The organism is Halorussus marinus, assembly GCF_004521895.1.
GTDB lineage: Archaea > Halobacteriota > Halobacteria > Halobacteriales > Haladaptataceae > Halorussus > Halorussus marinus.
Window position 1 is genome coordinate 142,348 of the sequence record NZ_SBIR01000007.1, and the last position, 11,932, is coordinate 154,279.

The 11,932-nt window shown below is 70.4% G+C and carries 11 protein-coding genes; 8 read left to right on the forward strand and 3 right to left on the reverse strand.

Features of this window, described 5'->3' with window-relative positions; all coding sequences use genetic code 11:
- Window positions 1-10 precede the first annotated feature (10 nt).
- Window positions 11-916 (reverse strand): glycosyltransferase family 2 protein, encoded by a 906-nt coding sequence (locus EPL04_RS10880; RefSeq protein ID WP_134671370.1) that lies wholly within the window; start codon window positions 914-916, stop codon window positions 11-13.
- Window positions 917-1,061: 145 nt separating this feature from the next.
- Here EPL04_RS10880 and nucS point away from each other — a divergent pair, with 145 nt between their 5' ends.
- From nucS to EPL04_RS10910, 6 genes are all read left to right on the forward strand, one after another.
- A complete protein-coding gene (nucS, locus tag EPL04_RS10885; protein WP_134671371.1) occupies window positions 1,062-1,814 on the forward strand; it encodes an endonuclease NucS in 753 nt (250 codons plus the stop codon).
- Window positions 1,815-1,908: 94 nt separating this feature from the next.
- Window positions 1,909-3,576: a potassium channel family protein gene (locus EPL04_RS10890; RefSeq protein ID WP_134671372.1), complete on the forward strand. Its 1,668-nt coding sequence runs from the start codon at window positions 1,909-1,911 to the stop codon at window positions 3,574-3,576.
- A gap of 55 nt (window positions 3,577-3,631) precedes the next feature.
- Window positions 3,632-4,621, forward strand: coding sequence for an ABC transporter ATP-binding protein (locus EPL04_RS10895; protein WP_134671373.1), 990 nt, complete (start codon window positions 3,632-3,634; stop codon window positions 4,619-4,621).
- Window positions 4,618-5,406, forward strand: coding sequence for an ABC transporter permease (locus EPL04_RS10900; protein ID WP_134671374.1), 789 nt, complete (start codon window positions 4,618-4,620; stop codon window positions 5,404-5,406). Before EPL04_RS10895 ends, EPL04_RS10900 begins: the two co-directional genes overlap by 4 nt.
- A gap of 55 nt (window positions 5,407-5,461) precedes the next feature.
- On the forward strand, window positions 5,462-6,067 hold the full coding sequence (locus EPL04_RS10905) for an NUDIX hydrolase (protein ID WP_134671375.1): 606 nt from the start codon (window positions 5,462-5,464) through the stop codon (window positions 6,065-6,067).
- Between the two features lie 183 nt (window positions 6,068-6,250).
- Window positions 6,251-7,549: a COG1470 family protein gene (locus EPL04_RS10910; RefSeq protein WP_134671376.1), complete on the forward strand. Its 1,299-nt coding sequence runs from the start codon at window positions 6,251-6,253 to the stop codon at window positions 7,547-7,549.
- 30 nt (window positions 7,550-7,579) lie between these two features.
- Here EPL04_RS10910 and EPL04_RS10915 read toward each other — a convergent pair whose 3' ends face one another.
- A complete protein-coding gene (locus EPL04_RS10915; RefSeq protein WP_134671377.1) occupies window positions 7,580-8,017 on the reverse strand; it encodes an FxLYD domain-containing protein in 438 nt (145 codons plus the stop codon).
- 94 nt (window positions 8,018-8,111) lie between these two features.
- Here EPL04_RS10915 and tgtA point away from each other — a divergent pair, with 94 nt between their 5' ends.
- Window positions 8,112-9,587 (forward strand): tRNA guanosine(15) transglycosylase TgtA, encoded by a 1,476-nt coding sequence (gene tgtA / locus EPL04_RS10920; protein ID WP_134671378.1) that lies wholly within the window; start codon window positions 8,112-8,114, stop codon window positions 9,585-9,587.
- 5 nt (window positions 9,588-9,592) lie between these two features.
- Here the strand turns inward: tgtA and EPL04_RS10925 are convergent, their stop codons facing one another.
- On the reverse strand, window positions 9,593-9,985 hold the full coding sequence (locus tag EPL04_RS10925) for a hypothetical protein (protein WP_134671379.1): 393 nt from the start codon (window positions 9,983-9,985) through the stop codon (window positions 9,593-9,595).
- A gap of 106 nt (window positions 9,986-10,091) precedes the next feature.
- Here EPL04_RS10925 and arcS point away from each other — a divergent pair, with 106 nt between their 5' ends.
- A complete protein-coding gene (gene arcS, locus EPL04_RS10930; RefSeq protein WP_134671380.1) occupies window positions 10,092-11,891 on the forward strand; it encodes an archaeosine synthase subunit alpha in 1,800 nt (599 codons plus the stop codon).
- The last annotated feature ends 41 nt before the right edge of the window (window positions 11,892-11,932 follow it).

Genomic DNA, 11,932 nt, shown 5'->3' on the forward strand with positions numbered 1-11,932 from the left:
CGGGCGGGCGCTACGAGCGCAGGCGGTCGGCGACCCGAACCCCTCGCCGGCCGAACACCGACGCGAGACACTCCCCGACGTAGTCGACCCGGTCGTCGGGCGTGTAGTAGGCCGCGCGGGCGAACGCCACGGTCGCGGCCGGCGACCAGCCCTGTTCGTCGAGTAATTTCCGGCCGATCTGGGAGTAGGTCTCCCGGACCGCGCGCCGGCGGACCTCCCGCGGGAACCGGCGGTAGATATCGTCGAAGTCGGCGATCACTCGCTTGCGACCCTCCAGATACGCCCACGACGCCGACAGCGAGGTGTCGGTCCGCCCCCGGACGATCAGGGGCTCGGCCACGAAGTCGAACCGGGTCCGGAGCGCGAGATCGATCTTGGTTGCGGTGTCGTCGGCGCCGTGGCGGTGTCCCAGCGGGAGCAGGTCCTCGACCACGTCGGCGTCGACGAGCATCGTGGAGTAGATGCAGGGAAACGTCCGCATCTCCAGGGCGTACGCCAGCACGTCGCCCCGGACCGCGGGGTTCGGCAGGACCTCGCCGCGGTCCTCGTCGTCCATCCCGCAGTAAACGACGCCGACTGGCGGGTCGAGGAGCGCGACCTGCTTGCGGAGCTTGTCGGGCGCGAGCCGGTCGTCGTCGTCGAGAAACTGGACGTACTCGCCCGAGGCGCGCTCCGCACCGAGGCTCCGGGCGGCCTGCGGTCCCTCGTCGCGGTCGGTGGACGCGTACTCGACCGCCGGGAACTCCGCGGCGACCGGCCGGGCGTGGCCGTCCTCGGCGCTGTCGACCACGATCGTCTCGACGGGCTCGTACTCCTGGGCCGCCACGCTTTCGAGGGCTTCTCGGAGCCGATCGTTCCGGTAGTAGGTCGGAACGACGACCGAGACCAGTCCCGACCCGTCTCCGTCCCTGCTCATGGGTGGGTCAGGTACGACGCGGGGGCCCAAATCCCCACCGGCTGTCTCGGCGCGGGCGTCCGCCGCGACGGCGGCCGCCTCGCGGACGCTCTCGGCGTCGAATCGGCCACCTTTTTATCACCGACGCGACCACCGGGCAACGAGCATGGCGGTCGAGCAACTCGACGCGCCCGACCCCGACGACGTGGCGGCGGCGGTGACGGCCGCGGTCCGGGACGGCGCGGTGTTGACGGTGGCGGCGAACTGCGAGGTAACGTACGAGGGCCGCACGAGCGGCTCGCTGGGGCCGGGCGATCGGGTGCTGGTCGCCAAGCCCGACGGCACCTTCCTCGTCCACCAGCCGACCGGCCACGAACCGGTCAACTGGATGCCCGGCGGCGGGCGCGTCTCCGCGCGGGTGAGCGACGGCGATGCGGTGGTGCTCGCGCGTCGCACCAACCCCAACGAGCGCGTTGAGGCCCGCATCCACGACGCGTACGGGCTCACGCGGTTCGACGCCACCGACGGCGCGACCTACGAGGAGTCGGGCACCGAGGCCGAGATGCACGAGTACATCGAGGCCAACCCCGAGGCGCTCGAAGCGGGACTCCGGATCGTCGAACACGAACGCGAGACAAAGTACGGCTACGTCGACTTCTTCGCCCGCGACGCTCAGGGCGACCCCGTCGTGGTGGAGGTAAAGCGCATTCAGGCGACGCTCGACCACTTCGACCAGCTACGACGGTACGTCTCGCTGTACGAGGAGACCAACGAGGACGTTCGCGGGATGCTGGTCGCGCCCTCGGCGTCCGACCGGGTGAAGCGCGCACTCCGGGACGACGGGTTGGAGTTCGTCGGCCTCTCGGCGTTCGACACCGACGCGAAGGGGTCGGTCGAGGCGAAGCTGACCGACTTCTGAGCGGCCCGCTCGCGGTCACATCACTCATGACGGAGGCGCGTGTACGGCAGGGGGATGCGAACTGTTCGACCGACGACCGCGCCCCGACGATCACATGCCTAGCAACTGGGCCGACCTGTTTCGAGACGTCGACGGACCGATCCCGGGACTGACCCGGCGCCAGCGGCTCGTGATCGCCTACGCCGGGGTCGTCCTCGCGGTCATCGTGGCGTACAGCGTCCTCTACAACTACGGCATGCGGACGCTGGAGGGGCGAAACCACTCGCTTTTCCGGTCGTTCCAGACCGTCGTGGAGACGATGACCACGACGGGGTACGGCGCCGACTCGCCGTGGTCGTCGCCGATCATGAACGTCTACGTCGCGTTCATGCAGTTGACGGGCGTCGCGATCGGGTTCGCGACCCTCCGGGTGCTCGTCATCCCGCTGTTCGAGCGCGCGCCTCTCGACCTCAGCGACCGGCTGACCGCGAAAGACGATCACGTCGTGATCTGCGAGTACCGCCGGGACACCGGCGTGTTGCTCGAGGAGTTTCGCCGGCTCGGCGTCGACTACGTCCTGATCGAGTCCGACCCCGAGGAGGCCAAACGCCTCTCGGACGACGGCTATCAGGTGATCCACGGCGACCCGGAGACCCCCGAGTCGCTCGATCGCGCGATGATCGGCGACGCGAGCGCCCTCGTCGCCGACGCGGGCGACCGGAACGCGAGCGTGATCCTGACGGCTCGCAGACACGCAGACGACCTGAAAGTCGTCGCGGTAACCGACACGCCCGACCACGAGCCGGCGCTCCGGGAGGTCGGTGCCGACACGGTCCTGTCGCCCCACGCGCTCATCGGCCGGCGGCTGGGCCAGAAGGCCGGCGTGTGGGCCGAGTCGCCCGAGGCCGCCGGCGACGCCGCCGTGGGCGACCTCCGGATCCGGGAGGTGCTCGTCCGGCGCAACGGGGCGCTCGCCGGGGTCGCCATCGAGGACGTCGGGTTCGCCGGGGACTCGGATCGCTCGCTCGTCGGGGCCTGGGTCGACGGCGAGCTCGAACTCCCCGTCGACCCCGGGACCGAGCTCACGCCGAACTCGGTGTTGATCGTGGCCGGCACCGAGGACGCGCTCGACGACCTTCAGGAGGTCGCGGCCGGCGTCCGGCCGTCCCGCCGCCACTCGGCGGTGATCGTCGCGGGCGTGGGGACCGGCGGCCGGGCGGCTCGCGAGGCGCTGGCCGACGAGACGGACGTGACGACCGTCGACCGGCGGGAGGCCCGCGGCGTCGACGTCGTCGGCGACGTCTCGGACCCGCGGACGCTCGAACTCGCCGATATCGAGACGGCGAGCGCGCTCGTCGTGACCGTCGACGACGACTCGACCGCGCTCCTCGCGGTCGCGATCGCGCGCACGCTCACCGACGACCTCGAGATCCTGGTCCGGGTCGACGACACCGCGAAGTCGCCGACCGCGTTCGACGCGGGCGCCGACTACGCGCTGTCGACCCAGCGGGTCAGCGCCCGACTGCTCGCCAGGGAGGTCCGCGGCGAGGACGTGCTCACGCCGGTCGAACAGCTCCGGCTCGTCCGGATCGACGCCGCGCCGTTCGCGGGCCGGACCCTCGGGGCGGCCCAGCCCGACCCGGCGAGCGGCTACGTCCTCGTGGGCGTCGAGCGCGGCGGCGAGCTACTGCTCGACGACGGGACGCGGATCGCCGACGGCGACGCCGTGATCGTGGCCGGCACCGACGTGACCATCCGGGAGTTCGAGCGCGAACTCGCGTAGCCGCCTCGGTCCGCACCAACGGCCTTAACGCCGCGACACGCGTAGGCCGGGTCGAATGACTGCTGCCATCGACGTCGAGAACCTTCAAAAGCGCTACGAGGACGTCCGGGCGCTGGACGGCGTCTCGCTGACGGTCCCCGAGGGGAGCTTCTTCGGACTGCTGGGTCCGAACGGCGCGGGCAAGACCACGTTCATCAACATCCTCGTCGGGCTCGTCCGCCGGACCGGCGGTCGGGCCGAGGTGTTCGGCCACGACGTCGAGGACGACTACCGGCGGGCCCGGGACGCGATCGGGCTCGCGCCCCAGGAGTTCAACGTCGATCGGTTCTTCCCGATCCGGGAGGTGCTCCAGCACAAGGCGGGCTACCACGGCATCCCGGAGTCGACCGCGGGCGAGCGCGCCGACGAGGTGCTCAGGCGGGTGGGGATCTACGACAAGCGCGACACCCGGTTCGACTGGCTGTCCGGCGGGATGAAACGGCGATTCATGCTCGCACGCGCGCTGATCACCGACCCCGACCTGCTGATCCTCGACGAGCCGACCGCGGGCGTCGACGTGCAGTTGCGCCACGACCTCTGGGACCTCATCACCGAGCTCAACGAGGGCGGAACCACCATCCTGCTCACCACTCACTACATCGAGGAGGCCGAGCGGCTCTGTGACGAGGTCGCGATCCTCGACTCGGGGCGTCTGCTCACCGTGGCGACCCCCGAGGAGCTGATGGACCGGGGTCCCGACCGGATCACCGTCACGCTTCGGGACGCGCCCGCGACGGTCCCCGACCTGCCGACGCTCGCGGCGGGCGAGCGCGAGGGCCGGATCGAGGCGGTCGAACTCGACGGCGACAAACTGGTCGTCACCGCCACGCGGGGCGGGCTGGTCGCGCCCGATCTGGTCCGGGCGCTCGACCGGGCGGGCCACGAGATCGTCGACTTCGACATCTCCCGGACCTCCCTCGAAGAGGTGTTCGTGGAGATGACCCGCGAGGGCGGTGGCGACCGGACCGCAGAGCCGGTCGCGGCCGACGGGGGTGAACTGCCGTGAGTCTGGTCTCCGGGCTGACGGGGTTCAAGACGCTCACCAAGCGCGAGATCCTGCGATTCCTCCGGCGGCCCCGCAACACGTTCGTGCCGCCGTTCGTGACCAACGTGCTCTACTTCGCGGTGTTCGGCGTCATCCTCGGCGACCGGGTGGGCGAGATCAGCCTCGCGGACGGCGACCCCGTCCCGTACATCCTGTTCATCCTGCCCGGGCTGGTGGTGCTGGGCGCCATCTCGAACGCCTTCGAGAACGCCTCGTTTTCGATCTTTCACGGCCGGTGGAACGAGTACATCGAGGAGACGCTGACGTCGCCGATGCCCTACTCCCGGATGGTCGCGGCGTACATCGTCGCGGGCGCGACCCGCGGGATCCTGGTGGGGTCGCTCATCGCGGTCATCGGCGCCTTCTTCACCTCGGTCGGGGTCGCCCGACCGCTCTACCTGCTCGCGTTCGGGCTGGTGGTGAGCCTGCTGTTTGCGAGCTTCGGCGTGGTCGTCGGGCTCTGGGCCGACGACTGGGACAACCTCACCATGATGAATCAGTTCATCGTCCGGCCGCTGGTGTTTTTCGGCGGCGTGTTCTACGCGGTCCGCGAGCTCCCGTCGCCGTACCAAGAGCTGTCGTTCCTGAACCCGATGGTGTACATGGTCAACGGCGTCCGGTACGGCTTTCTGGGCGTCTCGGAGGTCGACCCCGTCTGGTCGCTCGCGGTGCTGACGGGGCTGACCGCCGCGGTCGCCGGCCTCGACGTGGCGCTGTTCGAGCGCGGGTACGGCCTGACCGACTGAGGGGCCGTCGTCGGCAAGCGGTGGCTCTTTGCCGGCCCGCCACGACCTCTCGGGCATGTCCGACGACGAACGCGACGCTCGGGGCACCGACGGCGACGACCGCGATAGCGCCGACGCCGCCGACCCGCTCGCGTGGGAGAGCCTCGACGCCGAGGTGGCCTACAGCTGTCCGGGGTTCGACGTCCGGCGCGAGCGAGTCAGGCTCCCCGACGGCACCGAGACCCACTACGACTACCTCGCCGAACCGCCGAGCGTGGTCGTGCTCCCGTTCACGCCCGACGGGGAGGTCGTCGTCATCGAGGAGTGGCGACAGGCGGTCGGTCGGGTGAACCGCGGGCTCCCGGTCGGGGGCACCGAGCCCGACGACGACGATCTGTCGGCGGCGGCCCGCCGGGAACTCCGCGAGGAGACCGGCCACGAGGCCGAGGCCGTCGAGCGCCTCACCACCGTCGAGCCCGCGAACGGGGTCGCCAACAGCGTCCTCCACTTTTTCGTCGCCCGGGGCTGTACGCCGACCGCCCAACAGGACCTCGACGCCGACGAGTCGATTCGGGTCGCGACCACGACGATGGCCGACCTCCGCGAGCACGTCGCCGCCGACGAGGTCCGGGACGGTCGGACCACGTTAGGCGTCCTCTACTACGACGCGTTCGGTGAGTGAGGGTCGCGGCGCCGACCGCCCGACATCTCGGGGGTGTGATCGGTTCTGGCGGGTAATCAACGCCTGAACTACTTAGTCGTTAAACATATATGGGCGGGACGAATTGTTTCGAACGAGCAACTCCGCCGACGAGACCGCCCTCCACCCCGAGAGCGTCCGCGAGCGGAGTTGCAACCAACAGATATGAGATTCCGAGTACTTGCCATGATCGTGCTGGTCGTCGGCGCGGTGCCCGCCGCCACGGCGTCCGCCCCGTCGCCAGCCGACGCGACCGCCCTGAGCGACCGAGACGTATCGTCAGTCCAGGAGACCGCCTCCGAGGAGACCGCCTCCGAGGAGACAACGACAAACGACTCCGAGTCGGACTCCTCGGACTACCGCAACCTCTACGTCGAGAGCGACTACGACTACCCCGACCTCAAGCCCGGCGAGTCCACCGAGTTCACCGTCACGGTGAAGAACGGCGAGGACTCCGAGGTCGACCTCGACCCGCACGTCGTCGTGCCGCCGGTCGGCGAGAACCTCCTCAACGAGTCGTGGGTCACCATCGAGGGCGACTCGACGGTCGCGGCGGGCGGCGAGCAGGAGTTCAGCGTCACCGTCTCGGTGCCCGAGGACGCGGAGATCGGCCACTACCGCGGCCAGATCGCGTTCACCGACGAGACCGTGACCTACCCCGGTCGCCCCGAGCGTCCGGTCCACGCCGCGAGCCTCAGCGTCCGCGTCTGGCAGGAGCCGACCGTCGAGATCGTCTCCTCGACGTACCTCCGCGGACAGGTCGAAGCCGGCGACAGCGCGACCAAGCAGATCGTGATCGAGAACACCGGCGAGCAGGCGGTCCCGCTCAGCCCGCAGTTCGGCGACGAGCGCAACCGACGCTACGGCGGTAGCTCCTCGAAGATCGACCCCGCGTGGGTCGACATCGAGGCGCCGTCGAGCATCGACCCCGGCGAAACCGCGACGGTGAGCGTCACCGTCTCGCCGCCCGAGGACGCCGAGAGCATGCGCTACCGCGGCAACCTCGACCTCGGTCTGAAGGACCCGAACCGCGCCGACGACCGCGGCTACTGGCAGGAGATCAGCATGAACTTCGAGGTCTGGAACCAGCCCGAGCAGGCGTTCGAGACCTCCTTCGACGTGAGCGAGGACGCCGAGAACGTCACGCTCACGCTCTCTCCGCGCACCGCGATGTACGGGTCGAGCTCCGACGACCCCGCGAACTTCGAGGTCACCTTCGTCAAGCCCGACGGCACGACCGTCACGGCCGAGCGCGTGCAGGTGACCGACCGCGGGTCGGTCGACCTGAGCGAGACCAACAACCCCGACGTCGAACAGCAGGGCGAGTACGGCGTCCGGAGCGGCGCACAGGAGTTCGTCTACCGGATCGACGATCCCGAAGCCGGTAGCTGGGACCTGCAGGTCATGCCCGAGAACGTGATCGGGTTCGGCTACGAGATCGTCCGCAACGAGAGCGCAGAATAGCGGCTCCGCGGTCTTTTCTCTTCGGTGGGGCTACTCGCCGATCTCGACGGTTAGCTCGTAGTCCGCGACCGCGCGGGCGTCCTCGCCGGTCGCCGGGTAGACGAGCTCGAACGACCACGAGCCGCCGGGCGAGAGCTCCGAGACGCTCGCGTTCGCGGCGTCGAGCGCCTCGCCGTCCTCGTCTTCGAACGTCGCGGTGACGGTCGCCTCCGCCACCGTCTCCTCGGTCGGATTGTGGAGGGTCCCGACCACCCTCGCGAGCTCGCTCTCCGAGCCCTCGTTCGAGCGGACGAGGTCGTCGTTCTCCAGTTCGAGCACCGGCTCCGGTGCGGCGGTGGTGGTCGAAGCCGTCGTCTGGGTGTCTGTCTCGGTCTCGACTTCGGTCGCGTCGCCGTCGTCGCCGAGGCGGCCGCCACAGCCGGCGAGCGCGCTCGCGCCGACGGCGCACAGGAGGGCACGGCGTCGCATAGGCGATCCAATACATCCGTCCCTCATAAGGGTTGTCGAGACGGACCGGCGGCGAACGGAACCCTTACCCGCCCGCTCGGGCTACCCGAAGCCGATGACCAGAGAGCACTTCGAGATCCGCGACCAGGACGGGCTGGGTCGCATCGGCGAGCTCGCGGTCCCGCGGGCGGACGTGACCGTCGAGACGCCGGCGCTGTTGCCCGTCATCAACCCCCACCTGCGGACGGTCGAGCCCTCGCGGCTCCGGTCGGAGTTCGGCGCGGAGATCCTCATCACCAACTCCTACATCTTCTACGGGAGCGACGACTACCGCCAGCGGGCGCTCGACGAGGGGCTCCACGAGGTGCTCGGATTCGACGGCGCGATCATGACCGACTCGGGGTCGTTCCAGCTGGCCGAGTACGGCGAGATCGACGTGACGACCCCCGAGATACTCCGATTCCAGCGCGAGGTCGGGAGCGACATCGGAACCCCGGTCGACGTCCCCACGCCGCCCGACGCCCCTCGCGAGCAGGCCGACGAGGAGCTGGCGACCACTCAGGAGCGGCTCGAAGTCGCCGAGGGGGTCGACGTCGGCGAGATGCTCGTCAACGCGCCGGTTCAGGGGTCGACCTACCCCGACCTCCGCGAGCGGGCCGGTCGCCACGTCGCGGCCACCGACCTCGACGTGTTCCCGGTCGGCGCGGTGGTCCCGCTGATGAACGACTATCGGTACGCCGACATGGTCGACGTGATCGCGGGCGCAAAGCGCGGACTGGGTCGGGACGCGCCGGTCCACCTGTTCGGCGCCGGCCACCCGATGATGTTCGCGCTCGCGGTCGCGATGGGGTGTGACCTGTTCGATTCGGCCGCCTACGCGCTGTACGCCCGCGACGACCGGTATCTCACCGTCCGGGGGACCGAGCATCTCGACGACCTCGAGTACTTCCCGTGTTCGTGTCCGGTCTGTGCCGACCACGAACCGGCGGACCTCCGGGCGCTCGGGGACCGCGACCGCGAGCGACTGCTGGCCGAGCACAACCTCCACGTCACCTTCGAGGAGATCCGCACCATCAAGCAGGCCCTGCGGGCGGGCGATCTCCTCGAACTGGTCGAGACCCGCGCTCGGGCCCACCCCGCGATGCTCGACGGCTACCGGGCGCTGACCGACCACGCCGACCTCCTCGAACGCGAGGACTCGGCGTCGAAGGGCGCCTTTTTCTACCTCTCGGGCGAGAGCGCCCGCCGGCCCGAAGTCCTGCGCCACCGCGAGCGCCTCGCGCGCCTCTCGCTCGACCCCGGCGACAGCGTCCTCCTCACGGAGGGCGGGCCGAGCGACCGCTACGACGAGTCGTGGCGGGTGCTCGCACCGTTCGGACCGTTCCCGCGCCACCTCTCGGAGACCTACCCCCTGACCGCGGAGGTGCCCGAACGGATGGACGCCGAGGGACACCGGTCGGCCGCGAAGGGAGTCGCCCGACTCGCCGAGGCCAACCCCGAGACGGAGTTCACGCTCGCACACCACGACTGGCCCGAGCGCGCGCTGGCGGCCGTGCCCGACCGCGTGGCGACCGTCGACCTCGCGGAGTGAGGCGGTCAGGACCGCCGACCGCGTCGTCGAAGGATCGTCGCTACTCCCCCGCAGAGCCCCCCCAGAACGAAGCTGTCGATCGGCACGGCCGGGGGCTCGAAGGTGACGACGACCCCCGTCCACGCGCCCGCGACCCCGAGGATGACGATCGCCCGGCCGAGCGCGCCGATCCCGCGGAACCACGCCCCGACGCGCCGGCCGAATCCGCTGGCCGCGACCGGTCCCGTCGCGGCCGCCCACGAGACGACCCCGATACCGAACCACACAAGCGAGACTCGTCCGGCCTCGTAGAGGTCGAAGGCGGGCGAGAGCGCGACGAGCGCGAAGAGCGCCACCGTCCACGACGGCGCCAGGCGGCGGGACTCGCCGGACCCGGCGTCGGGGCGGTTGTCGGCCATCGGGTCGACCGTCGCACGTCACCGACCTAACTGTTTTGCCACGCCGGCCGGTCGGCGAGCGGCGTGTCTCGCAAGATAGTTGCGTCTCGCCCCCCGACCGGACGGTATGACCGACTACTTCGAGATTCACCGTCGGGACGGCCCGGCGCGGATCGCCGAGTTGCGCCTCGCCGAGCCGGTGACGACGCCGGCGATCGCGGAGGCGGAGCCCCGCTCGGCCGACGGGCCGGCCGGCGGTCGCCGGGGAACCGTCGCCGTCGCCGACGCCGGCAGTCTCTGGACCGCCGACCGCGACCTGCCGGAGGGCAACGACGACGCACTGACCGTCCTCCCGCACCGGGGGTTCCCGAGCGGGACCGACGAGGCCGTGATGGACTCGTTCGCGGTCGAGTACCCCGACGTCGACTACCCGAGCGCGGCGGTCGTCGCGCCCGAGACCGCCGGCGACTACGGGACCGACGCCTACGTCGCCTCGGGCGCACAGGGCTTTGTCGGCCACGGCGCGGGGTTCAAAGACGCCGTCGTCGAACTCCGCGAGTCGATCCCCGCCGACAGCGCGCTCTACCTGCCCGGCGTGGCGACGCCCGCGAACGTGGCGACGCTGGTCTACGCGGGCGTCGATCTGGTCGACGCCGACCGGGCGGTCGTCGCGGGGACGCAGGGCAAGTACCTCACCACCGAGGGGACCCACTACCTCGAGGACCTCTCGGAACTGCCCTGCGCGTGTCCGGCATGCCGGACGCCCGTCTCGGAGTTCACCCGCGCCGACTGCGCCGAGCACAACGAGAACGCGCTCCGGGCCGAACTCGGCGTCGTCCGCGAGCGCATCCGGGCGGGGCGACTCCGCGACTACGTCGAGGGGCAGGCTCGTCACGACCAGTGGCTCACCGCCGCGCTCCGGGAGTTCGACCAGCAGTGGTCGTACCTCGAACAGCGCGCGCCGGTGGTCCGGGACGCCGAACTCGCGGCCGCGACCGAAGACACCCTGCGGCGGGTCGAGATCCAGCGGTTCGCCGAGCGCGTGACGACCCGGTATCGCAACCGCTTCGACAACCCCCTCGTGTTGGTGCCCTGTTCGGCGACCAAGCCGTACAGCGACTCCCAGAGCCACGGCCAGTTCCACGACGCGATCCAGTTCCGGGGCCACACCGTCTCGATGACCTCGCCGATCGGCGTCGTCCCCCAGGAACTCGAACTCACCTACCCGGCCCAACACTACGACGCGGTGGTGACCGGCCGGTGGTCCGAAGACGAAACGGCGTTCGTGGCGTCGGTACTCCGGCGGTACCTCGAACGAAACGACTACCCGCGGGTGATCGCCCACGTCCCGCCGGAGGGGTACCGTGAGGTCTGTGAGCGCGTCGAGGCCGACCTCGGCGTGGAGTTCGAGTACACGGTCGAAGACCACCCCACGACGACCGAGTCGCTCGGCAACCTGATGCGGACTCTCGACGGCGAACTCAAGTACGGCAAGCGCGAGCGCCAGCACAACACGGTGAAGGCGATCGCCGACTACCAGTTCGGACCGGGCGCGGGCGACGCGCTCTTCGAGGAGATCCGGACCGAGAGCCGCTACCCCAAGCTCCGGGTGCAGGATCGGGACGGCGTCCAGCTCGCGGCGATGGTGCCCCAGTACGGCGTGCTCTCGTTCACCCTCGCGGGCGCGCGCCGGTGGGTCGACTCGGAGGCGCCCACCAAGCGGGTCGAGATCGACGCGTTCGCGCCCCACGGGAGCGTGCTCGCGCCGGGAGTCGTGGACGCCGACGACGACGTCAGGGTCGGCGACGAGGTCGTCATCGAGGGCCCCGAAGCGTTCGCTGTCGGGCGCGCCGAGATGGCCGGCCCGGAGATGTCCGAGAGCACCCGCGGGATCGCCGCCAACGTCCGCCACGTCGAGGAGAAGTAGCCCGCGAAGCGGGCCCGTACTCGGGCGTATCGCCCCAATAC

Bases quoted from the DNA above. Each gene is read 5' to 3' on its own strand.
- EPL04_RS10880 (WP_134671370.1), bottom strand. From the start codon at position 916: ATGAGCAGGGACGGAGACGGGTCGGGACTGGTCTCGGTCGTCGTTCCG.
- nucS (WP_134671371.1), top strand. From the start codon at position 1,062: ATGGCGGTCGAGCAACTCGACGCGCCCGACCCCGACGACGTGGCGGCG.
- EPL04_RS10890 (WP_134671372.1), top strand. From the start codon at position 1,909: ATGCCTAGCAACTGGGCCGACCTGTTTCGAGACGTCGACGGACCGATC.
- EPL04_RS10895 (WP_134671373.1), top strand. From the start codon at position 3,632: ATGACTGCTGCCATCGACGTCGAGAACCTTCAAAAGCGCTACGAGGAC.
- EPL04_RS10905 (WP_134671375.1), top strand. From the start codon at position 5,462: ATGTCCGACGACGAACGCGACGCTCGGGGCACCGACGGCGACGACCGC.
- EPL04_RS10910 (WP_134671376.1), top strand. From the start codon at position 6,251: ATGAGATTCCGAGTACTTGCCATGATCGTGCTGGTCGTCGGCGCGGTG.
- EPL04_RS10915 (WP_134671377.1), bottom strand. From the start codon at position 8,017: ATGCGACGCCGTGCCCTCCTGTGCGCCGTCGGCGCGAGCGCGCTCGCC.
- tgtA (WP_134671378.1), top strand. From the start codon at position 8,112: ATGACCAGAGAGCACTTCGAGATCCGCGACCAGGACGGGCTGGGTCGC.
- EPL04_RS10925 (WP_134671379.1), bottom strand. From the start codon at position 9,985: ATGGCCGACAACCGCCCCGACGCCGGGTCCGGCGAGTCCCGCCGCCTG.
- arcS (WP_134671380.1), top strand. From the start codon at position 10,092: ATGACCGACTACTTCGAGATTCACCGTCGGGACGGCCCGGCGCGGATC.